Here is a 23033-nt window from a genome sequence, read left to right as displayed (position 1 = left end):
CCATGGCCCCACGACAGCAGCTAGTGACCACCCATCATTTGAACGGTGCAGAAATCCGGGTCTACACCCACCCGGCCCAGCAGCCCTCCCGCGGGGTGATCTACGCCGTGCATGGTTTCCGCGGAGACCACCACGGGCTGGCGCGCATCGTCTCGCACCTGGAGCACTACACGGTGATCGTTCCCGATCTTCCCGGCTTTGGCACTTCGACCTCGATGGCGGATCTGCCCCATGACGTCGAGGGGTACGCTGCGGTGCTCAATCAGCTGGCCGAAGAGCTGCAGCTGGAATCCTCCGTGCACCTGCTGGGGCATTCCTTCGGCTCGATCGTGGCCGCCAAGCTGGCCACCGTCCGCGGCTTTGCCTCGCTGGTATTGCTCAACCCGATCTCCGAGCCGGCGTTGGAGTCCGACCAGGCGCTGCTGGCCAAGCTCACCAGCGGCTACTACGAGGTGTGCGCCAAGCTTCCGGCCCGCATCGGCGAACCGCTGCTGCGTTCCAAGCTGTTCAGCGATGCCATGAGCCTGGTGATGACCAAGAGCAGGGACCCGGAAATCCGCCGCTACGTGCGCGAGCAGCACCGCGCCTACTTCGGCGGCTTCCACTCGCGGGCCACCTTGGCCCAGTCGTACCGCGCCTCGGTCAGCGCAACGGTCGGGGACTACTCCCCTGCGCTGAGCTTGCCGACGCTGATGGTCGGCGGCCTGCAAGACGAACTGGGCACCGCGCAGACGCAGGAGGCGCTGCGGGCCAGCTTCGCCAACGCCCAACTGGTCATGCTCGAGAACGTCGGGCATCTGATCCACTACGAGAAGGCTCCCGAAACCGCCGCCGCCATCGATGGCTTCCTGCAGCTGCTGGCAACCGGCCAGGCCGAGGATCCCGCGGCGGGCTCCTAGAGCGCGTCGTCCGGGTCGATAGCGATATTCACGACCGGGTCCTTGGCCGCGGACATGCTCGCGCGCAGCTGGCGCAGGGCCTTGGTCACCGCCGGCCCGTCGGCGTAGGAGAAGAAGAGCACGTAGCGGTGCTGGGCCGGGGGCCCGTCTATCACCGTCGGGCCGTGGATTTGCACGCACTGCCGGGTCTGCGGATCCAGGTTCGCGACCAGCCGTTCGGCGCCCAGGCCCGAAATCACTGCGCTGCGCACTGCCGGAGGCAACCCCACCTCGCGGCGCTCGGCCAATTCGCGTTCGGCAAAGCTCGCCGGGTCATAGCGCACCAGCGCGGCCCCGGCGGGGCTCGGATTGCCGGTGAGCACCACTACCCCGTCGGCACGCGCCATGGAAGCAGCGGTGAACCAGCGGGAGATGACTTCTTCGGGGTTGCGCAGCGAATCGTGGGCCATCATCTTGTCGGCATCGAGCAGCAGGACGGCAGCGTAGCCGGATTCGGCAAATGGTTCGACCCCTGGCGTAGCGACCACCAGCGCCGGTTTGCCGGGAATCTTGTCCACGGGTTTTGCTCCGGTGGAAGAAATAACGCTGACCTTGGGGAAGGCCAGCCCGAGTTCTTCGGCGGTGCGGTCGGCGCCGATGCTGGCGGCCCGGATCCTCGGTGAGGCGCAGTGCACGCACCGGTAGTCGTGGTACTGCTCGCCGCACCAGCGGCAAGCCACATGCGAGCCTTTGCCGGCGATGTGCAGCGGGCCTTGGCAGGCAGTGCAGCGCGCCGGGGTCCGGCAGTCCTGGCAGGCCAGCGCCGGCATGAACCCGGTGCGCGCCACTTGCACCAGCACCGGGCCGGATTCCAGCGCCCTGGTAGCTTCCCGCCAGGCCAGCGAAGGGATGCGGGCCCGGGCGAGCACCGGGTCGCGCTCGAGCTCGAAATCGTTTGTGGTGGCCACAATGCGGGCGGTTTGCGCACGCAACAGGTCGCGGGGAACCTTCAGTTCGGTGGCCCAGCCGGTCGCCACCAGGCGCTGGGCTTCGACCGAGCGCGATGGCGATGCGATCAGCAGGGAGATGCCTGCCTGCTGGCTGCGCAGCAACGCCACCTCGCGGCTGTGCTGGTAGGGTGCGCGCTGTTCGCGGTGCGATTGGTCCGCGTCCTGCCATACGATCATCAGTTCCAGCCCGGGCACGTGGCATAGCGCCGCCGAACGGGTGCCGATGACGATCTGCACATGCCCTCCGATGGCACGCAGGAAGTTGCGGTAGCGCGGAGTCGGCCCGTCGTCGGCCTGCAGCCGCGCATAGGATTCGGCGCCGAAGTGCTCATCGAGATAGCTGCCCAGCAGCCGCAGGTCGCGCGCGTCGGGCACGATCAGCAGCACGCGCTTGCCGCGCTCAAGCACCGGACGGGCCGCATCCATCAAGAAACCTGGCCAGGCACCGTGGAAATTCGGCACCCAGGTGGCAACGGCGCGCAGGGTTTCGCCGCTTCCCCAGGCGTCAAGCGCTTGGGCGCCGTGCTCGTAGCGGGAGAGCTGGTTCGGGGCGTCGGGCAGCAACGGCGCGACGGTGGCCAATTCCTCTTTTTCGACCTTGGCCGCGCGGGCGGGCACCGCAAGACGCACCACATCCCACAGGGTTCCGGCATAGCGGGTCGCGATCTCCTGCGCGGCGGCCACAATTTCCGGGTACAGCGCCACCTGGGTGCTGACCAGCTTGGCCAGCGGCCGCAGTTTCATCTCCGGGGCGTGGTCCTCGAGCACCGCGACGATGAATCCGGAGAGCAGCTGCGGCCCGAAGGGCACCTTCACGCGCACCCCCGCCTCGGCATCCTGGGCCATCGAGGGAGGAATCTCGTAATCGAAGAAGCGGTCCAGGTGCGGGACGGAAGAATCAATCAGCACCCGGGCAACCCGCTTGAGGCGGGCCGGCTCGGGTGCTGAGATGAGGGCGTCTTGCTGCACGCTCAGGTCCTAGGCGTTGAACCAGCTGCGCAGGGCGTCGACGCGGTCCAGCTTCTCCCAGGTGAAGTCGTTGTCCTCGCGGCCGAAGTGGCCGTGGGCAGCGGTCTTGCGGTAGATCGGGCGCTTCAAGTCCAGGTCTTCGATGATGCCCAGCGGGCGCAGGTCGAATACCTCGTTGATGGCCTTGGTGATCTTGGCCGGATCAACGGTTTCAGTGCCGAAGGTCTCCACGTACAGGCCCACCGGACGGGCCACGCCGATCGCGTAGGCCACCTGGACCTCGGCACGGCGTGCCAGGCCGGCGGCGACCACGTTCTTGGCCACCCAGCGCATCGCGTAGGCGGCCGAGCGGTCGACCTTCGAAGGGTCCTTGCCCGAGAAGGCGCCTCCGCCGTGGCGGGCGAAGCCGCCGTAGGTGTCCACGATGATCTTGCGGCCGGTCAGCCCGGCATCGCCGACCGGGCCGCCGATGATGAACGGGCCCGATGGGTTCAGGATGATCTTGGTGTTCGAGATGTCCAGTCCCGAACGCTCCAGGATCGGGGTGACAACCTCTTCGTGCAGGTCGGCCTTCAGGGTCGCCAGCTCGTATTCGGCGGCGTGCTGGCTGGAGACGACCACGGTGTCCACGGAGACCGGCTTGTCGCCGTCGTAGCCGATGGTGACCTGGGTCTTGCCATCCGGGCGCAGCAGCGGCATGCGGCCGTTCTTGCGGACCTGGGTCAGGCGCTCGGACAGGCGGTGCGCCAGGAAAATCGGGGTCGGCATCAGCGAGTCGGTCTCATCCGAGGCGTAGCCGAACATCAGGCCCTGGTCGCCGGCGCCCTGCATGTCGCGGGGATCCTTGGCCGTTCCTTCGCGCGACTCCAGCGAGTTGAAGACGCCATCGTGGATCTCCTGGGACTGCTGGCCGATCGACACGGACACGCCGCAGCGCGCACCGTCGAAGCCGTTGGCCGAGGAGTCGTAGCCGATGTCCAGGATGGTCTTGCGGACGATCTCCGGGATCTCCACGTAGCCATTGGTGGTCACCTCGCCGGCAACGTGCACCAGCCCGGTGGTGGTCAGGGTCTCGACGGCGACCTTCGAGTCCGGATCCTGCGCCAGCATGGCGTCGAGGATCGCGTCGGAAATCTGGTCGCAAATCTTGTCCGGGTGGCCCTCGGTCACGGATTCCGAGGTGAAAAGACGAAGTTCAGGGGTTGTTGAAGTCACCGTATAACTCTATCTGGTCTCTGGGACCGGTAAGCAGATCTGGTACGTTTCGTGAACAAGCACCGTATGGCGCCACTCACTTTGTTACAGCTGCATGACTTTTTGTTGCATTCGAAATCTGTTCGATGACCACGCGGGCCACCTCGAGCTTGCTGCCCGAGGCCTGCACCGGGTCGGCGCCATCGGCGAAAAGAACCTGGATGCTATTGGTTTCCTGCCCGAAGGTCAGGGATGCGCCCACCTCGTTGACCACGAGCATTTCGCAACCCTTGCGATTCAGCTTGGCCTGGCCGTACTCCAGCACGGTCCCCTGCTCGTCGCCGGTCTCGGCGGCAAAACCGACAATGAACGGCAGCAAGTGCGGATTCTGTCCACGCGCGGCGACCAGCTCGGCGAGGATGTCCGGGTTGCGTACCAGTTCGATGACCGGCGCCGAATGCTCATCGCGCTTCTTGATCTTCGAGTTCTCGATTCTTGCCGGGCGGAAATCGGCGACCGCGGCATTCATGATCAGCACATCTTGGCCCTCGGCGCAGTCGAAGACCGCCTCGCGCAGCTCCAGTGCGCTGGAGGCGTGCACCAGCCGCACGCCATGCGTCGCGGGCACTTCCAGATGGGTGGCGATCAGCGTGACCTCGGCCCCGGCATCACGGGCGGCCTGTGCCAGCGCGACACCCTGGCGGCCCGAGGAGCGGTTACCCAGGAAGCGCACCGGGTCCAGCGGTTCACGGGTGCCGCCAGCGGTGATCAGCACCTTGGCTCCGGCCAGCACCGGTTCGGTGAGCAGGTCCTGGATTGCGGCGAAAATTTCATCGGGTTCTGGAAGCCGGCCCGGTCCCGAGTCCTTGCCGGTCAGCCGCCCGGAGGCGGGTTCGATCACCCGCACGCCGCGATCCCGCAGGGTTTGCACATTCGCGGCAGTGGCCGGATGCTGCCACATTTCGGTGTGCATGGCCGGGGCCATCACCACCGGCGCCCGCGTGGCCAGCAGGGTTCCGGTGAGCAGGTCGTCAGCCAATCCCGCAGCGGCCTTGGCTAAGACGTCCGCGGTGGCCGGCACGACCATCACCAGATCGGCCTGCTGGCCCAGGCGCACGTGATTGACCGAATCCACCGCGTCGAACACGTTCGAGGTGACAGGATTTCCGGACAGGGCCTCCCAGGTGGCGTTGCCCACGAAGTTGGCGACGTTCCGGGTGGGGATCACGTCGACGTGGTGTCCGGCTTCACGCAGCAAGCGCAGCAGGAGTACGGACTTGTAGGCGGCGATACCAGCGGAAACGCCTAGGACAATTCGCTTCACGAAGTACTTCCTCGAGGATTCGGTGCGGCAATGAGGTGGGTGCGGGAGAAAAGGAGCTTAACGAAAAAGAAGGCGCCCGCTCAGGGGCGCCGACTTTTCGATTAGTCTTCGATGACCTCGGCTGCGGTTACCTTCAGCAGGTTATCGTCCAGCTCGCGCAAGGCGATGGTCAGCGGCTTCTCGTTCAGCTTGGTTTCCACCAGTGGGCCTACGTACTCGAACAGGCCTTCGTTCAGCTGCGCGTAGTAGGCGTTGATCTGGCGTGCACGCTTGGCCGAGTTCAGCACAATGGCGTACTTCGAGTCGTTGGTCTCAAGCAACGAGTCGATCGATGGGTTAATGATTCCCTCTGGGTTGGACACAGGACTCCCTATTTGTCGTTCTTTAGCCCCATGAGGGCTACAAGCTCTTCGGCGGCGCGTGCGACATCGTCGTTGACGATGGTCACGTCGAATTCAGATTCCGCTGCAAGTTCTAGTTTAGCGGTTTCTAGGCGGCGCTGCTGTTCCTCGGCCGTTTCAGTGCCGCGTCCCACAAGGCGGCGCACCAATTCCTCCCATGATGGCGGTGCCAAGAAGACGAATTTTGCCTCGGGCATCGACTCCTTGACCTGGCGCGCACCTTGCAGATCGATTTCCAGCAGAACCTTCTTGCCATCTGCCACTGCATCTTCAACCGTCGATCGAATCGTGCCGTAGCTGTTCTGGCCATGGACAACAGCCCATTCCAGCATCTGGCCTTCCTCGACCAGGGATTGGAAGCGTTCGGGGCCCACGAAGAAGTAGTGGACTCCATCCTGCTCCCCTGGCCGGGCGTTGCGGGTCGTTGCGGACACCGAAAGCCAGACATCTGGATAGTTATCGCGGATGTAGGTAGAGACGGTGCCCTTGCCTACTGCCGTGGGGCCGGCTAGAACAGTTACCGACGCAGCGGTCATTGACTACACTTTCGTTTTTGGCGGGCTTTGCTTGAAGTGCTCGGTGATTGCGGTGCGCTGCTTGCGTCCCAGTCCGCGCAGACGGCGGGAAGGGGAAATGCCAAGTCGCTCGAGCAAATTTGCCGCGCGTACTTCACCTACGCCCGGTACCGATTCCAGAAGGTCCATGACACGCATGCGTCCCACGGCTTCATCTTCGTATACCAAGTCTAGTACCTCGGTGATGGAAATTTTGCCGGCACTGAACTCGGCCTTGATTTCTGCACGACGAGTGCGTGCGGCGAGTGCCTTGGCGCGGGCGCGGATACGATCTTCGTCAGAGAGTTCTCGCAGTACCATCGTTCAGCCATCCTTCAGTTGTAGTGGACTAAGGCTTATGTTGAGAAACATAGCGAGCTAACGCTGCTTTTGCAAGACTAAACGCGTTGTGGCTACTAGAAACTCTAATAGCCACAACGCGCCTATGTCACTTATTCGAATTTTTTGCTAGCGAGCTGCCAGCAATTCGTCCCTAACCCGCAGGGCTTTTTCCCTGAGAGCGGCCTTATTCGGCCCCTCTTTGAGGATGTCCCTGCTGCTCGTGCCCAGTACCTGGCCGTAGCTTGAGGCGAATGACTTGGCAATATCCGCTGCCGTGGCACCCTGGGCGCCGAGCCCTGGTGTGAGCAGCGGAGCCTTGGAAGCTGCCAGATCGATTCCGAGCTTGGACGGTGCATCCCCGATGGTCGCACCGACAACCAGCCCGACATGTCCTAAATCTCCTGCGTATGCATTATCCGCAGTGACTTGGTCAATAATTGATTTAGCAACCGAGTTTTCCCCGCCTACGTGCTGTACCGATGGCCCCTCGGGGTTGGAAGTCAGTCCGAGAACGAACACTCCCCTGCCGGTTCCAGCAGCCAAATCCAATGCCGGACGCAGCGATTCATAACCCAGGTACGGGCTCAAAGTCACAGCATCTGCAGCCAGCGGAGAAGCATCATCGAGCCATGCGCTCGCATACGCTGCCATGGTCGAACCGATATCCCCGCGCTTGGCGTCGGCCAGCGTGAGCAGTCCAGCGGACTTCGCAGCACTCAAGGTTTCTTCCAATGCGGCAAATCCCTTGGACCCGAAACGCTCGTACAGAGCCACCTGGGGCTTGAGGATTGCCGCCGCACCGGCCATCGCTTCCACGACGGTCAGTGAGAAAGATCGCACGCCCTCGGCCGTATTCTCCAGCCCCCAGGCTTCCAGCAGCGCCGGGTGGGGATCGATCCCCACGCACAGCGGGCCGGAAGCCTGCATGGCTGAACGAAGCCGCTGACCGAATGGGATCGGCTCAGGCATTGCGCGCTGCGTTCGGGTTGGCGTCGTGCACCTGCAAGCTGGTGACATCCCACTCGTACTCGCGCAGGGCATCGATCGCCTGGACCGAAGCGTTGAACTCCGCCACGGTGGTGATGACCGGGGTGCCGACAGACGTCGCGGCGGCGCGGATTTCGTAGCCATCGCCACGTGCATCCGAGCCCGACGGGGTGTTCAGGATCAGGCCGATCTGGCCGGCTACGATCAAATCGACAATGGACTCCCCGCCTTCGTGCAGCTTGCCGACCACCTGGGTCGGGATGCCGTTGCGGCGCAGCACTTCCGCGGTGCCGCCGGTGGAGATGATCTCGAAGCCCTGGTCAGCAAGGTGCTTGACCGGCAGGACGATCGAGCGCTTGTCGCGGTTGGTGACCGAGACGAAGACCTTGCCGCCGGTTGGCAGCGGGTTGTTCGCTGCGGCCTGCGACTTGGCGAAAGCGGTGTCGAAGTACTTGTCGATGCCCATGACTTCGCCGGTGGAACGCATTTCTGGGCCGAGCAGCGAGTCGACGACCTTGCCCTCCGGGGTGCGGAAGCGGGCGAACGGCATGACTGCTTCCTTGACGGCGATCGCCGCCGATTCAGGCAGGTGCGCGCCATCGCCGGATGCTGGCAGGTAGCTGCCGCGCATTTCGGCCAGGGTACGGCCCACGCCGATCAGCGCGGCGACCTTGGACAGCTGCACGCCGGTAGCCTTCGAGGTGAATGGCACGGTGCGCGATGCACGCGGATTCGCTTCGATGACGTACAGGATGTCGCTGGCCAGGGCGAACTGGATGTTGATCAGGCCACGCACGCCCACGCCTTCGGCGATCGCACGGGTTGCCGCGGCAACGCGGTCGCGCACGTCGGCGCCCAGGGTGATCGGAGGCAGGGTGCAGGCCGAGTCGCCGGAGTGGATGCCGGCTTCCTCGATGTGCTCCATGATGCCGCCGACGTACAGGTCGGTGCCGTCGAACAGGGCGTCGACATCGATCTCGATGGCGTCTTCCAGGAAGCGGTCCACCAGTACCGGGTGGTCCACGGTGATTTCGGTCGCGTTGGTGATGTAGCGCTCGAGGTTGGCCTCGTCGTACACGATCTCCATGCCGCGTCCGCCCAGCACGTAGGAAGGGCGAACCAGTACCGGGTAGCCGATGGAGTCGGCGATGGTCTTGGCATCGGCGAAGGACACCGCGGTGCCGTTCTTCGGCGCTACCAGCCCGGCGTTATCCAGTACCTGCTGGAAGGCGCCGCGGTGCTCGGCCAGGTCGATGGCCTCGGGCGAGGTGCCCAGGATCGGCACGCCGGCAGCCTTCAGCTCGGCGGCGAGTTTCAGCGGGGTCTGCCCGCCAAGCTGGACGAACACGCCCAGCACGCCGCCGGTTTCCTCTTCAGCGTGGATGACCTCCAGGACATCTTCCAAGGTCAGCGGCTCGAAGTAGAGGCGGTCGGAGATGTCGTAATCGGTGGAGACGGTCTCGGGGTTGCAGTTGACCATGACGGTCTCGTAGCCCTCGGCGCGCAGCGCCATCACCGCGTGGACGCAGGAGTAGTCGAACTCGATGCCCTGGCCGATGCGGTTCGGGCCCGAGCCCAGGATGATGACCGACTTCTTCTCGTGGCGCGCCAGCTCGGTCTCTTCGTCGTACGAGGAGTACATGTACGGGGTGAAGGCCTCGAATTCGGCGGCGCAGGTGTCCACGGTCTTGTAGACCGGGCGCACGCCCAGGGCATGGCGGATGCCGCGGATGACCGATTCGGCCTTGCCGGTGAGCTGGGCGAGCTGGACATCGGAGAAGCCGTGGCGCTTGGCTTCGCGCAGCACGTGCTCCGGCAGGTGCTTGTTCGCGGCCACCAGCTGCGCGACCTCGTTGATCAGCTGCAGCTGGTCCAGGTACCAAGGGTCGATCGCAGTGGTCTCGAACAGCTTCTCGATGGACACGCCGGAGAACAGCAGGCGCTGGACCAGCGACAGGCGCTCGGTCGAGCCCTTGACGATCGAGGCCAGCACGGCCTCGTGCTCGGATTCCGGGATCGGCTCGAAGGACAGCTCGGAGCCCTTCTGCTCCAGGGAGCGCAGCGCCTTTTGCAGCGCTTCGGTGAAGTTGCGGCCCAGGGCCATCGCTTCGCCGACCGACTTCATGGTGGTGGTCAGGGTCTTGTCCGCTGCCGGGAACTTCTCGAAGGCGAAGCGCGGGACCTTCACGACCACGTAGTCCAGGGCCGGTTCGAAGGAAGCCGGGGTCTTCTGGGTGATGTCGTTCGGGATCTCATCCAGGGTGTAGCCCACGGCCAGCTTGGTGGCGATCTTCGCGATCGCGAAGCCGGTGGCCTTGGAGGCCAGTGCCGAGGAGCGCGAGACGCGCGGGTTCATCTCGATGACCACGACGCGGCCGGTGTCAGGCTCGATGGCGAACTGGATGTTGCAGCCGCCAGTGTCCACGCCGACTTCGCGGATGACCGCGATCGAGATGTCGCGCAGCTTCTGGTATTCGCGGTCGGTCAGGGTCATGGCCGGGGCCACGGTGATCGAGTCGCCGGTGTGCACGCCGACCGGATCGAAGTTCTCGATGGAGCAGACGACCACGACGTTGTCGTTCTTGTCGCGCATCATCTCCAGCTCGTATTCCTTCCAGCCCAGGATGGACTCCTCCAGGAGCACCTCGGTGGTTGGCGAGTACTGCAGGCCGGCGCCCGCGATGCGGCGCAGGTCCTCCGGGTTGTAGGCCATGCCCGAGCCCAGGCCGCCCATGGTGAACGACGGGCGCACGACTACCGGGTAGTTCAGCTCCTCGACGGCGGCGAAGGCCTCGTCCAGGGTGTGCACGATGACCGAGCGGGCCGATTCGGCGCCGCAGCGCTCGACGACGCCCTTGAACTTCTCGCGGTCCTCGCCCAGCTCGATGGCTTCGATGTTCGCGCCGATCAGCTCGACGTCGTACTTCTCCAAGGCACCGGACTTGTCCAGGGCGATGGCGGTGTTCAGCGCGGTCTGCCCGCCCAGGGTCGGCAGGATCGCATCCGGGCGTTCCTTGGCGATGATCTTCTCGACGACCTCGGGGGTGATCGGCTCAACGTAGGTGGCGTCGGCGAATTCCGGGTCGGTCATGATGGTGGCCGGGTTGGAGTTGACCAGGATGACCCGCAGGCCTTCCTCCTTGAGCACACGCAGTGCCTGGGTGCCGGAGTAGTCGAACTCAGCGGCCTGGCCGATGACGATCGGACCCGAACCGATAACGAGAACTGATTTCAGATCGGTGCGCTTAGGCATTACTTGCTGTCCTTTTCTGCGGCGGAATCCAACGCGGTCATGAAGCGGTCAAAGAGGTAGGCGGCATCGTGGGGGCCGGATGCTGCCTCTGGGTGGTACTGCACGGAGAAGGCCGGGATGTCCAGGCAGCTCAGGCCTTCGACCACGTGGTCGTTCAGCGAGTAGTGCGAGACTTCGACCTTGCCGAAGCGTTCGACCGGAGCGGTGACGGCGCCCTCGATGGGCGCGTCGACGGCGAAGCCGTGGTTCTGGCTGGTGATTTCCACGCGGCCGGTGGCCTTGTCCATCACCGGCTGGTTGATTCCGCGGTGGCCGAAGCGCAGCTTGTAGGTGTCGAAGCCCAGCGCGCGGCCCAGGATCTGGTTGCCGAAGCAGATGCCGAAGTACGGGATGCCGGCATCGAGCACCGAACGGACCAGTTCCACCTGGGCGGTGGCGGTGGCAGGGTCACCGGGGCCGTTGGAGAAGAACACGCCGTTAGCACCGGTGGCCTTGATATCTTCCAGGGTGGCGTTGTACGGCAGCACGTGCACGCGCAGGCCGCGCTCGGCCAGGCGGTGCGGGGTCATCGACTTCATGCCCAGGTCGATCGCGGCCACGGTGTGCTTGGCCTCGCCGTCGTAGCCGTGGTCCGCTGGCTCGACGATGTAGGCGGCGTCCACCGAAACCTCGGCGGAGATGTTGCGGCCGGCCATCGACGGCTGCGCCTTGACCAGGGCCACCAGCTCGGCGTCGGTCTTCGCGGCGTCATCGCCGGAGAAGATGCCGGACTTCATCGCGCCGGCGTCGCGCAGGTGGCGGGTCAGCGCGCGGGTGTCCACGCCCTGGATGCCCACGATGCCGTACTCGACCAGATCAGCATCAAGGGTGCGCTCGCTGCGCCAGTTGCTTGGCCGGCGGGCGGCGTCGCGCACCACGTAGCCGGCAGCCCACATGCGGGTGGATTCCGGATCTTGCGAGTTCACGCCGGTGTTGCCGATGTGCGGGAAGGTCTGCACGATGATCTGGTGCGCGTAGGACGGGTCAGTCAGGGTTTCCTGGTAGCCGGTCATGCCGGTGGTGAACACTGCTTCACCCAGGGTGGTGCCCACGGCGCCATAGCTGCGCCCGCGGAAGATGCGGCCATCTTCAAGTACCAACACGGCTGGTAGGTTGCTCAGGGAATTCACTTATTTGTCTCCTGCTCGGCTTACGTCGTTGTGCGACGCCAGCAACTGATAGATCTTTGGGGTGTCCTCGTGGTAGCGGGGACGGAATCCGGTGTCGAAGGTGAAGCCGTCCTTGTTCCAGGTGATGACGATCAGGCCGTTCTTCTCCACGACCTTGCCGATCATCCCGTTGCTGCGCTTCACGTCCTCGTAGTGCTCCCACGGGATGTGCACGTCGCGCGCTCCGGAACGGATCAGGTGCAGCCCTTCGCGTCCCAGTTCCAAGGTGGCGTTGGTGCGCACCCCGAGCTCATGGACCGCGATGCGCGCCAGCCAGTCGTCGAACCGGGTGGTGACCACATACATGCCTGCGAAATGGTGCTCCACCTCATCGGCGAAGTCCTCGAAGGGCTCGGGAATCGCTGACTGCCGGGCCTTGAGGTTCCGCCAGCCGAAAAGGATCAGGCCCACGCCTGCGACGATCGCGACAATCGTCCAGATCAACGGGGTCAGGGCTCCCTCAGGCATTGGCCGTCCTAGGGGTAGCCAGCTGGCCATCGAGCACGGTGGCATGGCCGTGGAAGAAGGTCGCGCGCACCGATCCGGGCAGCTCCATGCCGGCGAACGGCGAGTTGCGCCCCTTGGTGGCCATGGCAGCCGGGTCGACGATCCAGCGGGCTGCCGGATCGACCAGCACCAGGTTGGCAGGCTCGCCGATGGCGATCGGTCGGCCCTGGTCGGCAACGCGGCCGATCTGCGCGGGCACCTGCGAGGTAATGCGGGCCACGGCCTCCCAGCCCATCAGCCCGGTGTCCACCAGCGTGTGCTGCACGATGGACAGCGCGGTCTCCAGGCCGGTCATGCCCATGGCGGCCGCGCCCCACTCGCAGTCCTTGGCCTCGGAGGGGTGCGGGGCGTGGTCGGTGCCGATCACGTCGATGGTGCCGTCGGCAACGCCCGCGCGCAGCGCCATCACGTCTACTTCGCGGCGCAGCGGCGGGTTGACCTTGAAGACCGGGTCGTAGGTGCGGACCTTCTCATCGGTGAGCAGCAGGTGGTGCGGGGTGACCTCCGCGGTGACCTGGATGCCGCGGGCCTTGGCCCAGCGGATGATCTCCACCGAGCCGGCCGTGGACACGTGGCACACGTGCAGGCGGGCGCCGACGTGCTCGGCCAAGAGCACATCGCGGGCGATGATCGATTCCTCGGCGACCGCTGGCCAGCCGGGCATGCCCAGGATGGCGGAGACTTCGCCCTCGTTCATCTGGGCGCCTTCGGTCAGGCGCGGTTCCTGGGCGTGCTGGGCGATGACCCCGTCGAAGGCCTTCACGTATTCCAGGGCGCGGCGCATCAGCAGCGGGTCCCAGACGCAGATGCCGTCATCGGAGAACATCTTCACCTGGGCGCGCGAGTCGGCCATTGCGCCGATTTCGCTCAGCTGCTTGCCGGCCAAACCGACGGTCACCGCGCCGACCGGGCGGACATCCACCCAGCCTGCCTTGCGGCCCAATTCGTAGACCTGCTCGACGACGCCGGCGGTATCGGCTACCGGGGTGGAGTTGGCCATGGCATGCACGGCGGTGTAGCCGCCGCGGGCCGCTGCCTGCGAACCGGTTTCCACGGTTTCGGCGTCTTCGCGGCCTGGTTCGCGCAGGTGCGTGTGGGTGTCGACGAGCCCGGGCAGGAGCACGAGATTCCGCGCGTCGATGACCTGGGCATCGCCGGCGGCAGCAATGCTGCCCAGCTGGGCGATCTTGCCGTCGTCGATCAGCACGTCGACCGGTTCGCCGCCGAGGATGGAGGCCTGCTGGATCAAGTAGTTCATGGGTTCTTCCTTCAGATCAGGTCGCCGGAGAGGAGCATGTAGAGGCTGGCCATGCGCACGGCCACGCCATTGGTGACCTGGTCGAGCACGGTGGAGCGCGGCGAATCCGCGGCGGCCGAGGAGATTTCCAGGCCGCGGTTCATCGGGCCCGGGTGCATGATCAGGGTTTCGGCGCCCGAGGCGTCCAACTGTGCCAGGCGTGCATCGTCCAGTCCCCAGTAGCGCGAGTATTCGCGGGGGTTCGGGAAGTACGCGGCGTTCATGCGCTCGCCCTGCACGCGCAGCATCATCAGCGCGTCAACGCCCGAGGCGATCACTGCATCCAGGTCGTAGCTGATGGCGCAGGGCCAGGAGCCGGCGCCGAAAGGCAGCAGGGTCGGAGGGGCCACCATCGTCACTTCGGCACCGAGGGTGTTCAGCAGCCACAGGTTGGAGCGGGCCACGCGCGAATGCAGGATATCCCCGACGATCGCGACCTTCAGTCCGTCCAGGCCGCGGCCTGCCGGGCTGGTGCCATCGCGCAATGCCACCTGGCGGCGCAGGGTGAATGCGTCCAGCAGCGCCTGGGTGGGGTGTTCGTGGGTGCCATCCCCGGCGTTGACGATCGGCAGGCCGATCCAGTCGGTGGCTGCCAGGCGTGCAGGTGCGCCGGAGTCCGGGTGGCGGATGACTACTGCGTCGGCACCAATGGCCAACAGGGTCTGGGCGGTATCCTTCAGGGACTCGCCCTTGGAAACGCTCGAGCCCTTGGCCGAGAAATTGATGACGTCCGCGCTCAATCGCTTGGCGGCGGCTTCGAAGGAAATCCGGGTGCGGGTGGAGTCCTCGAAGAAGAGGTTCACCACGGTGCGACCGCGCAGGGCCGGAAGCTTCTTGATGGCACGGGTCGAGGACTCGCGCATCTCTTCGGCAATATCAAGGATGGCGATGGCTTCTTCGCGGGTCAGGTCCGCGGTGGATAGCAGGTGTTTCACGCGGCGCCCTCGATCACGACTTCGTTTTTCCCATCGATTTCCGCCAAGTGCACGCGCACCTTTTCGCTCTTGGCTGTCGGCAGGTTCTTGCCCACATGATCGGCGCGGATCGGCAGTTCCCGATGCCCGCGGTCAACCAGGACGGCCAGCCGCACGATGCGGGGGCGGCCCCAGTCTGCCAGGGCATCCAGGGCGGCGCGGATGGTGCGTCCGGAGTACAGGACGTCGTCAACCAGGACCACGACCTTGCCTTCGATGCCGCCTGCTGGCAGGCGCGTCGGCGACGGGGTGCGGGTGGTGGAGTGGCGCAGATCATCACGGTACATGGTGATGTCGAGCTGGCCTACCAGGGATGCCGGGTCCAGGTTGCCCGGGGCGGTGGCCGCGATTCGCGCTGCCAGCCGCTGTGCCAGCGGGAAACCCCGGCTGGGAATGCCCAGGAGCACCAGGTCGTCGGTGCCCTTGTTGGCCTCGATGATCTCGAAAGCTACGCGAGTGAGTACACGTTCGATGTCGTCGCCGGTTAATACCGTGCGGGCAGCATCTGGCACTGAATTTTCATTCATGCTGTGCACCTCTCCCTTCTCCGCCTCACGGGACGGGATTTAAAGGAATATTGCTAACTCAAATTATCACGAGCGGGAGCTGATTCCCTAGCGGAAACCTATGCATGACACTGAATAGGGCATGGGATCGGTCACAGCGATCGGCCGGCGGCTTCGTGCGACCGGCAGAACCACGCAGATCCCTGCGCTTGGCCTTGGCCCCGCGCGCAGATGTGTTGCGATCGACACACCCGCGAAGTGGCGTGGGCCCGGGATTCCTGGTGCATGATCGGCCCGCGCGTCCGGGCAAGGCATTCGCGCAGCAGATCCGCAGGCCCGCTATGCCGCGCGTACTGCTCATCCAGGATTTGCGCCGCTCCGTCGAACTCGGGTCCCGGCGGACCCGAGTTCCTGCCCGCCGGATCAGCCCGGGAGATCCAGGTACGCCAGACCCGCTCCCTTCACCCGGATGGTGCGGCAGGACAAGCAGTCCGAGCGTGGATGGCAGGACCGAGCGCCTGGACAGCAGCAAAGCATCCAGCCCCCGGCATTCGAGCCCGTGGCCAGCAGGTCGCCGTGCAGGTAGCCCGCTCCGCCTGCTTCGCCGTGATCCTGCCCGGGGCCGAGCCGCGACAGGCAACGGCTTAACGCAAAAAAGCCCGGGCCGGAACCCCGTGAAAGGGGTTCCGGCCCGGGCTCGGAATGATGAGGATCGAATTAGTCGACCAGGGTGTCCTTGACGCTCTGGATGCGACCCAAAACGCCATTGACGAACTCCGGCGATTCATCGGTGGACAATTCCCGGACGTTCACCACGGCTTCAGCCACGGCTACTGCATCGGGAACGTCATCGTTGTAAAGCAGCTCCCACACGCCGATGCGCAGTGCGCTGCGGTCAACCGCTGGCATGCGCTCGATGGTCCAGTCCTTGACGTAGCTCTCGAGAACTTCGTCAATGCGGTCCAGGTGTGCGGTAACGCCTTCGATGATCGTCAGCGAGTACTCGTTGAGTACGATATCCGAGTTTTCCCGTCGTGCGATGGCTACGGCCAGCGGATTGACATCGCGGGCTTCGGCTTCGAACAGGAACTCAAGAGCTCGGCGACGGGCTTTGGCGCGGGCTCTCACTAGTTGACACGACCCAGGTAGTCGCCGGTGCGGGTGTCGACCTTGACCTTGGTGTTCTGCTCAACGAACAGCGGAACCTGGATTTCCTTGCCGGTTTCCAGGGTTGCCGGCTTGGTGCCAGCCGACGAGCGGTCGCCCTGCAGGCCTGGCTCGGTGTAGGTGATTTCCAGGATGACCGAAGCTGGCAGTTCCAGGTACAGTGGGCTGCCATCGTACATGGCGATGGTCAGTTCCTGGTTCTCCAGCAGGAAGCCTGCTGCATCACCAACGGTGGTGCCGGACACGGTGATCTGGTCGTAATCTTCCAGGTTCATGAAGACGTAGTCTTCGCCATCCTGGTAGAGGTACTGGTAGTCGCGGCGGTCAACGGTGGCCAGCTCGATCTTGGTGCCAGCGTTGTAGGTCTTGTCCAAGACCTTCCCGGACATGACGTTGCGCATCTTGGTGCGAACGAATGCGCCGCCCTTGCCTGGCTTGACGTGCTGGAAGTCAATGATGGTCCAAAGCTGGCCATCGATCTTGATGACCTGTCCATTCTTGATGTCAGTTGTATCCGCCACGGTTCCTCAATCCTCTATTTTCGCCAGCTAGCGCCGGCATTATCAAAAATCCATCTCCAAGTTTACCCTACGCACCATGCGGTACAAAGGGTTTCACACGGTGGCGCGCATTACTGCGCGGCGCGCTCCTCGGCAATTTGCATGCAGGTGCTTGCGGCGTTGACCAGGTACGCGTCGTCGTCCAGCGCGATGCGCAGATCCAGGGCCTTGCGGAAACGGGTTGCCGCCGCCTTGAAATCGCCCTTCGCGAAGAAGGACAGGCCAGCGTGGTGGTGGATCAGCGGCTCGTATGCGGTGCCGGCGAATTCCTCGGCCAGCTTGCGCAGTCGGTTGATCGCGCGATCGAAGTCGCCCTGCATGCGGGTCAGCTCGGTGTCCAGCACACGCAGGTGGGCGTTGGTTGGATCCACGAAACGCGATTCAGCGATCAGCTCGCCGGCTTTCACCAGCTCCCCACGCGCCAGCAGTACCATGACCTGGTCGGTAGGGGAACCGACCAGCAGCTGCTGCTCGGCCGCGGCCTCGTCGGCGATGTAGGGCTTCAGCGTTTGGGGGTCGATCAGCACGCCCTCTACGGCGGTGCCGACACCTTCGCGGTTTACCGATGCGACGTCAATGGCGTATGCGGTGTAGTCGACCATGTAGTTACTCCCCGATTTCCTGGTAGGCGGCGAAGAGCAGCGAGTTATCGGGGACTTCGTAGATGCGCGGCTTGCCGATTTCTTCCAGCACGACGAAGCGCAGCTGGCTGCCGCGGGCCTTCTTGTCGCGCTTCATGCCATCGAGCAGTGCAGCCCAGCGGTCATTGCGGTAGGTGGTCGGCAGGCCAAGGGACTTGAGGATCGCGACGTGGCGATCGGCCACCGCGTCGGAGGTGTACCCTACCGAGCGGCCCAATTCGGCGGCGAAGGCCAGCCCGATGGACACGGCGGCACCATGGCGCATCTGGTAGCGTTCGGACAGCTCGATGGCGTGGGCCAGGGTGTGGCCGTAGTTCAGGAATTCACGGTCGCCGGCTTCCTTCAGGTCGCGGGAAACCACGTCGACCTTCACCGCGATGGTGCGCTCGACCAGTTCGCGCAAGCGGTCGCTGGCCGGGTCGATGGCATCGGCCGGATCTTCTTCGATCAGTTCCAGGATGCGCTCGTCGGCGATGAATCCGCACTTGACGATCTCGGCCATGCCGGTCACCAGCTCGTTCTTCGGCAAGGTGGCCAGCGCGTCCAGATCGGCGAGCACGCCTGCTGGCGGGTGGAAGGCGCCAACCAGGTTCTTGCCTTCGGCGGTGTTGATCCCGGTCTTGCCGCCTACGGCAGCGTCGACCATGGCCAGCAGCGAGGTAGGGATCTGGATGACCTTCACGCCGCGCAGCCAGGTGGCTGCGACAAAACCAGCGACGTCGGTGACGGCGCCGCCGCCCACGGAGATCACGGCATCGGAACGGGTGAAATCGTTCTTGCCCAGCACTTCCCAGCAGAAGGAGGCGACTTGGATGTGCTTGCCCTCTTCGGCGTCCGGAATCTCTGCGGTCAATGCTTCCAGGCCGGACTTCGCCAGCTCGTCGCGCACGACGTCGCCGGTGGCGCGCAGGGCCCGCGGGTGGATGACCAGGACCTTCTTGACCGCGGGGCCAAGCAGTTCGGGCAAGTGGCCCAGCAGGCCGTTGCCGACCATGACAGGGTATGACTCCCCTGGGGTGCTTCCGGTGACCTTCAGAGTGGTCGGTGCGATAGGCATCAGTCTAGTTCCTCCTGATGGTGGTGATTTTTCCAGCGTACGCGTGCGTTCGGCCAGAAGTTGCATCTCGTGAGGCTAATCACAGCGCTTCCAGCTGCGGCAAAAGCTCGTCGATAATTTGCGGAACGGACTTTCCATCCACCAGAACGTGCACGTCAGCGAGCATTTCGTAGATGGGGCGGCGTTTTTCGTAAACGGAGATCCAGCTGTTGAGGGCTTGGTCACCAGCCAGCAGCGGGCGGTGCCCGTCGCCCTTGATGCGCTCGGCGGCGGCCTGTTCACCCAGCGCCAGGTAGATCACCGTCCCGCGCGAAAGCAGCTGCTGGTTCTCTTCGCGCAGCACTGCGCCTCCCCCGGTGGCGACCACGCCGGTACGCAGCCGGCACAGCGCCTGGACTTCCAGGTCGCGGAAATGCGCCTCGCCGTGCTCGGCGAAGATCTGCGCGATGGTTCCATGGTGGGCGACGATGGCCGCGTCCGAATCCGCAAAGCTCGTAGAAAGGGCCGTGGCCAGTGACCTGCCCACGGTGGACTTGCCACTGGCCATCGGACCAATGAGGTAGATCATTGAAGCGCGCTTCCTAGACGCCGGTCGAACCCAGGTTGCCCGGGATGTTCGCCAGGTAGGACTCGATATTGCGCTTGGTTTCGGCCACCGAGTCGCCGCCGAACTTCTCCAGCAGGGACTGGGCGAGCACCAGGGCGACCATTGCTTCTGCCACGACGCCGGCTGCCGGCACCGCACAGACATCCGAACGCTGGTGGTGCGCGGTGGTGTCCTCGCCGGTGGCGGTGTCCACGGTGCGCAGGGCCCGGGGCACGGTGGCGATCGGCTTCATGCCGGCGCGCACGCGCAGCACCTCGCCGATGCTCATGCCGCCCTCGATGCCGCCGGCGCGGTTCGAGTTGCGCTTGATGCTGCCGTCTTCGGCGTGCACGATCTCGTCGTGGGCGGCCGAGCCGCGTCGGGCGGCCGTGGCGAAGCCGTCGCCGACCTCCACGCCCTTGATGGCCTGGATGCCCATCAGGGCCGCGGCCAGGCGTGCGTCCAGGCGGCGGTCCCAGTGCACGTAGGAGCCGATGCCCGGAGGCAGGTTGTAGGCCAGGACCTCGACGACGCCGCCCAGGGTCTCCCCTGCCTTGTGCGCGTCATCGACTTCGGCGACCATCGCCTCGCTGGTTTCCTGGTGGAAGCAGCGCAGCGGGTCGTTATCCAGCGCCGCAACGTCGGCGGCCGTGGGAAGCGGCGCATCGGCTGGGGCAGCCACGGAGCCGACGGCGGTGGTGTGCGAAACGAGCTGGATGCCCAAGTCGTTCAGGAAACGGGAAGCCACGGTGCCCAAGGCGACACGGGCCGCGGTCTCGCGGGCGCTGGCGCGCTCCAGGATCGGGCGGGCGTCCTCGAAGCCGTACTTCTGCATGCCGGTGAAATCGGCGTGCCCCGGACGCGGCCGGGTCAGTGGCGCATTGCGCGCCATCGAGGCCAGTTCATCCAGGTCCACCGGATCAGCGTTCATCACGCGTTCCCACTTGGGCCATTCGGTGTTGCCGATTTCAATGGCTACCGGGCCGCCCTGGGTCTTGCCATGGCGGACACCTCCAAGGAAGGTGACCTGGTCCTTTTCAAACTTCATGCGCGCGCCGCGGCCATAGCCGAGGCGTCGGCGCGCCAGTGCCTCTCGCACTGCTTCGCTATCCACCGATACTCCGGCGGGTAGTCCTTCGAGAATTCCAACAAGTGCCGGGCCATGCGATTCGCCCGCGGTCAACCAACGCAACATGTCATCTATTTTGCCATGGCACGAACTGATTACTGGTGTCGGGCCAGACCCAAAGAGTCATACATCGCATTTGTGACGTCCATGCGACGCGATTCCTCCCATGCGCCGGCGCTGAAGAGCCGCACTTGTTCCACCGCCTGGTGCACCAGCATATGCAGCCCGCTGATCACGGTTCCCTGCCAGGCCCGGGCCAAGGCCGAAGGCCACGGATCGTAGGCGACATCCAGCAGGATTCCGGTGCCTGCGCCGATCGCCGGCACCCAGTCATCGGCCGCGTGCGGCGGCAGGGTGGAGAAGACCAGCGGAATCTCGTTGAGCGTGGCGGCCAGCTCCTGGCCGATGCCCGAAATCTCGTGGACGGACGTTTCCATCCCGAGCTCGCGGGCCAATTCGACAGCGCGGGTGGCACGGGAGGCTGCGCGCACCACCAGCGTCAGCTGCCGGGCGCCGATTTCTGCGGCGGCCTCGATGGCGGCCAGCGCGGTGTTGCCCGAACCCAGGACCATCGCTTGCGCGCTGCGGGCGAGCCCGAAATCCGCCAGGGCCTGGACCAGGCCCTCGATGTCGGTGTTTTCCCCGTAGAGGGTGCCGTCTTCGCGGACCACCACGGTGTTCAGCGCACCAAGGCGTTGCACGCGGGCGGACAGCTCATCCATCTGCGGCACGAACGCATCCTTCAGCGGCATGGTGACCGAGCAGCCCGCCCAGTTTCCTGCGCGCAGCTCGGCCGCGTGCCCGGCAGCATCCCCCGGTTCCAGATCGATCGCGCTGTAGCTGATCGGCACGCCGAGCAGCTGGTAGGCGGCGCGGTGCAGCACCGGCGACTTGGAGTGGCTGATGGGGTGGCCGAGAACGGCTGCCTGCTTCATGGCTTCATGGACTTTCTGCTTGTGGCTGCCCGCACAGCGGCAGCAGTGCGGCTGGCAAGCACGGGAATCCGCGCTAGCAGACTCCTGGATTCTGGTTGCACCAGGCGCGGAATTCTGCCTGGTTCTGCCGGTGCTCAGCGTAGGTCGAGGCGAATTTGGTTTCACCGGTTTCGATGTTGACCGTCACCCAGTAGTAGTAGCCGTTGCTTTCCGGATGGGCAGCAGCCTCGATCGCAGAATTCGCCGGCGAGCCCAAGGGGGTTGGCGGCAGGCCGGTGTGCACATAGGTGTTGTACTTGTTCGACGCGTCCTGCTTCTCCTGGGCGCTGAACTGCAGCGAGTAGCGGTCCAGCCCGTAGATCACCGAGGAGTCGACCTGCAGCAGCCCGTGGGTTTCGCGGTTGCCCGGGTCCAGGCGGTTCTCGATCGCGCCGGCGACCGTGGCGTAGTCCGGGGTGCGTGCCTCGGCCTGCAGGATCGAGGCGACCTTCAGGGTGCGGTAGCCCTCTTCGAGGTCGGTGATGCCGGCCTGCTCCAGGGAAGCCTTGGTGGCCTTGACCAGTTCGCCCAGGACTTCTTCGGCGTCGGCGTTCAGCGGGAAGCGGTACTCCCCCGGGTGCAGCCAGCCTTCGAGGCTCGGCACCGAGGCAGGCAGGCCGAATTGCTGCGGCTTCTTGGCCAGCGCCTGCAGATCCTTTTCCGCCAGTCCCGAGCCCTTGGCAATCTCCTTGATCGCCGCGTCCAGGCGCATATTGGCCTTCAGCCCGATGTAGAAGACCTTGTCCGGACGCTGGTTCACGAGGATATCTGCCGCGTCGGCCGCTGGCATCTGCTTCTTGAGCAGGTAGGTGCCGGGGTGGATCAGCTTGCTCTGCGCTTCGGAGTCCGCGACGGCGTCGGTGAACAGGCCGTCGCTGGAGACGACATCGAGCTCCTCGAGCTTGCGCGAAATGATCTTCAAGCCCCAGCCATCTTCCACGGTGAATTCCACCGCGGCGCCGCCTGGGCCTGGATAGTCGTCCGGGTTGAACTGCTTGAGCACGGACTTGACGAAGTAGACCGAGCCGGCGACCACCAGTGCGAAGATCAGCACGGTGGCCAGCATGACCAGGTTGCGCTTGCGCTTGGTGCGCTTGCGCCGCTGGGCCTTGCCGGCGGCGGCGGCCTGGGCAGCTTGGTCATCGTGGGGATCGCCGCTGAGCACCGCGGACTGCTGCGCGGCTTCGGGCTCTTCCGGGTAGTGCTCCTGGGCGGCATCTTCGTGCCCGGCAAATGCTGGCGCATCGGAGGAGGCGGCTGCCTGGGCGGGGAGGAACCTGGTGTCGGTTCCTTCCCCGTCCGGGGCTTCCTGGTCTGCGGGCTCCTGCCAGCTGTCCTCGGCCGCCGCCAGCAATTGGCGGTAATCCCCGGTGCCGGTCAGTTCCGGTTCTGAGGGTTGTTCGATCGGCAAGCCAGTGCCGGCGGCAAAGCGTTCGTATAGCGCGCGATGCGTTTCGCGTTGCCGTTCATGGCGGGCTTCTTCTCGCATCAACTCTCATCTCTCGGGTCTTTGTG

At 65.0% G+C, this 23033-nt stretch carries 23 protein-coding genes; 2 read left to right on the top strand and 21 right to left on the bottom strand.

Going from position 1 to position 23033, the window contains the following annotated elements; genetic code table 11:
- The first annotated feature begins 2 nt into the window (after positions 1-2).
- Entirely contained in the window at positions 3-899 is an 897-nt protein-coding gene (locus tag ACIOU9_RS04725; RefSeq protein WP_105658314.1) for an alpha/beta fold hydrolase, read from the top strand.
- Here ACIOU9_RS04725 and ACIOU9_RS04720 read toward each other — a convergent pair.
- From ACIOU9_RS04720 to pyrR, 13 genes are all read right to left on the bottom strand, one after another.
- Entirely contained in the window at positions 896-2857 is a 1962-nt protein-coding gene (locus ACIOU9_RS04720) for a primosomal protein PriA (RefSeq protein WP_402696158.1), read from the bottom strand. The two genes, ACIOU9_RS04725 and ACIOU9_RS04720, sit on opposite strands and share 4 nt — an antisense overlap.
- Before the next feature lie 9 nt (positions 2858-2866).
- Entirely contained in the window at positions 2867-4072 is a 1206-nt protein-coding gene (gene metK / locus ACIOU9_RS04715) for a methionine adenosyltransferase (protein ID WP_332486171.1), read from the bottom strand.
- A 76-nt stretch (positions 4073-4148) separates the two neighbouring features.
- Positions 4149-5375, bottom strand: a complete 1227-nt coding sequence (gene coaBC / locus ACIOU9_RS04710; protein WP_402696156.1) for a bifunctional phosphopantothenoylcysteine decarboxylase/phosphopantothenate--cysteine ligase CoaBC — start codon at positions 5373-5375, stop codon at positions 4149-4151.
- 101 nt (positions 5376-5476) lie between these two features.
- Positions 5477-5737, bottom strand: coding sequence for a DNA-directed RNA polymerase subunit omega (gene rpoZ, locus ACIOU9_RS04705; RefSeq protein ID WP_286134300.1), 261 nt, complete (start codon positions 5735-5737; stop codon positions 5477-5479).
- An 8-nt stretch (positions 5738-5745) separates the two neighbouring features.
- Positions 5746-6312 carry a guanylate kinase gene (gene gmk / locus ACIOU9_RS04700; protein WP_105658309.1) on the bottom strand — a complete coding sequence of 189 codons (567 nt, stop codon included), beginning with the start codon at positions 6310-6312 and terminating at the stop codon, positions 5746-5748.
- 3 nt (positions 6313-6315) lie between these two features.
- Positions 6316-6651 carry an integration host factor, actinobacterial type gene (mihF, locus tag ACIOU9_RS04695; protein WP_013349055.1) on the bottom strand — a complete coding sequence of 112 codons (336 nt, stop codon included), beginning with the start codon at positions 6649-6651 and terminating at the stop codon, positions 6316-6318.
- A 147-nt stretch (positions 6652-6798) separates the two neighbouring features.
- The gene (gene pyrF / locus ACIOU9_RS04690) at positions 6799-7641 is read right to left on the bottom strand and encodes an orotidine-5'-phosphate decarboxylase (protein WP_332486151.1); all 843 of its coding nucleotides are present in this window, start codon (positions 7639-7641) and stop codon (positions 6799-6801) included.
- Positions 7634-10912, bottom strand: coding sequence for a carbamoyl-phosphate synthase large subunit (gene carB / locus ACIOU9_RS04685; protein WP_402696154.1), 3279 nt, complete (start codon positions 10910-10912; stop codon positions 7634-7636). Before carB ends, pyrF begins: the two co-directional genes overlap by 8 nt.
- Complete coding sequence (gene carA, locus ACIOU9_RS04680) at positions 10912-12081, bottom strand: glutamine-hydrolyzing carbamoyl-phosphate synthase small subunit (protein ID WP_105658306.1); 1170 nt, start codon at positions 12079-12081, stop codon at positions 10912-10914. Before carA ends, carB begins: the two co-directional genes overlap by 1 nt.
- The gene (locus ACIOU9_RS04675; RefSeq protein ID WP_105658305.1) at positions 12082-12588 is read right to left on the bottom strand and encodes a hypothetical protein; all 507 of its coding nucleotides are present in this window, start codon (positions 12586-12588) and stop codon (positions 12082-12084) included.
- On the bottom strand, positions 12581-13885 hold the full coding sequence (locus ACIOU9_RS04670; protein ID WP_402696152.1) for a dihydroorotase: 1305 nt from the start codon (positions 13883-13885) through the stop codon (positions 12581-12583). The genes ACIOU9_RS04675 and ACIOU9_RS04670 overlap by 8 nt, the downstream gene beginning before the upstream one ends.
- A gap of 11 nt (positions 13886-13896) precedes the next feature.
- Positions 13897-14859, bottom strand: coding sequence for an aspartate carbamoyltransferase catalytic subunit (locus ACIOU9_RS04665; protein WP_105658303.1), 963 nt, complete (start codon positions 14857-14859; stop codon positions 13897-13899).
- Positions 14856-15425, bottom strand: coding sequence for a bifunctional pyr operon transcriptional regulator/uracil phosphoribosyltransferase PyrR (gene pyrR, locus ACIOU9_RS04660; protein ID WP_105658359.1), 570 nt, complete (start codon positions 15423-15425; stop codon positions 14856-14858). Before pyrR ends, ACIOU9_RS04665 begins: the two co-directional genes overlap by 4 nt.
- A gap of 480 nt (positions 15426-15905) precedes the next feature.
- Between pyrR and ACIOU9_RS04655 the strand changes: the two genes are divergently transcribed.
- Positions 15906-16052, top strand: coding sequence for a hypothetical protein (locus ACIOU9_RS04655; protein WP_181148996.1), 147 nt, complete (start codon positions 15906-15908; stop codon positions 16050-16052).
- 69 nt (positions 16053-16121) lie between these two features.
- Here the strand turns inward: ACIOU9_RS04655 and nusB are convergent, their stop codons facing one another.
- From nusB to mltG, 8 genes are all read right to left on the bottom strand, one after another.
- Positions 16122-16532 (bottom strand): transcription antitermination factor NusB, encoded by a 411-nt coding sequence (gene nusB, locus ACIOU9_RS04650; RefSeq protein ID WP_105658302.1) that lies wholly within the window; start codon positions 16530-16532, stop codon positions 16122-16124.
- Positions 16532-17092, bottom strand: coding sequence for an elongation factor P (gene efp, locus ACIOU9_RS04645; RefSeq protein ID WP_013349066.1), 561 nt, complete (start codon positions 17090-17092; stop codon positions 16532-16534). Before efp ends, nusB begins: the two co-directional genes overlap by 1 nt.
- Before the next feature lie 110 nt (positions 17093-17202).
- Positions 17203-17733: a tol-pal system YbgF family protein gene (locus tag ACIOU9_RS04640; RefSeq protein WP_105658301.1), complete on the bottom strand. Its 531-nt coding sequence runs from the start codon at positions 17731-17733 to the stop codon at positions 17203-17205.
- Positions 17734-17737: 4 nt separating this feature from the next.
- On the bottom strand, positions 17738-18829 hold the full coding sequence (gene aroB / locus ACIOU9_RS04635) for a 3-dehydroquinate synthase (RefSeq protein WP_402696151.1): 1092 nt from the start codon (positions 18827-18829) through the stop codon (positions 17738-17740).
- Between the two features lie 79 nt (positions 18830-18908).
- The gene (locus ACIOU9_RS04630; protein WP_402696150.1) at positions 18909-19397 is read right to left on the bottom strand and encodes a shikimate kinase; all 489 of its coding nucleotides are present in this window, start codon (positions 19395-19397) and stop codon (positions 18909-18911) included.
- 13 nt (positions 19398-19410) lie between these two features.
- A complete protein-coding gene (aroC, locus tag ACIOU9_RS04625; RefSeq protein WP_133833335.1) occupies positions 19411-20610 on the bottom strand; it encodes a chorismate synthase in 1200 nt (399 codons plus the stop codon).
- 29 nt (positions 20611-20639) lie between these two features.
- Positions 20640-21479 (bottom strand): shikimate dehydrogenase, encoded by an 840-nt coding sequence (locus tag ACIOU9_RS04620; RefSeq protein ID WP_133833334.1) that lies wholly within the window; start codon positions 21477-21479, stop codon positions 20640-20642.
- A 73-nt stretch (positions 21480-21552) separates the two neighbouring features.
- Complete coding sequence (gene mltG / locus ACIOU9_RS04615) at positions 21553-23007, bottom strand: endolytic transglycosylase MltG (RefSeq protein ID WP_402696147.1); 1455 nt, start codon at positions 23005-23007, stop codon at positions 21553-21555.
- Between the last annotated feature and the right edge of the window lie 26 nt (positions 23008-23033).

The sequence above is a fragment of the Glutamicibacter sp. NPDC087583 genome, assembly GCF_044743685.1.
In the GTDB taxonomy this organism is placed as follows: domain Bacteria; phylum Actinomycetota; class Actinomycetes; order Actinomycetales; family Micrococcaceae; genus Glutamicibacter.
This window is presented reverse-complemented; position numbering and strand designations above follow the sequence as displayed.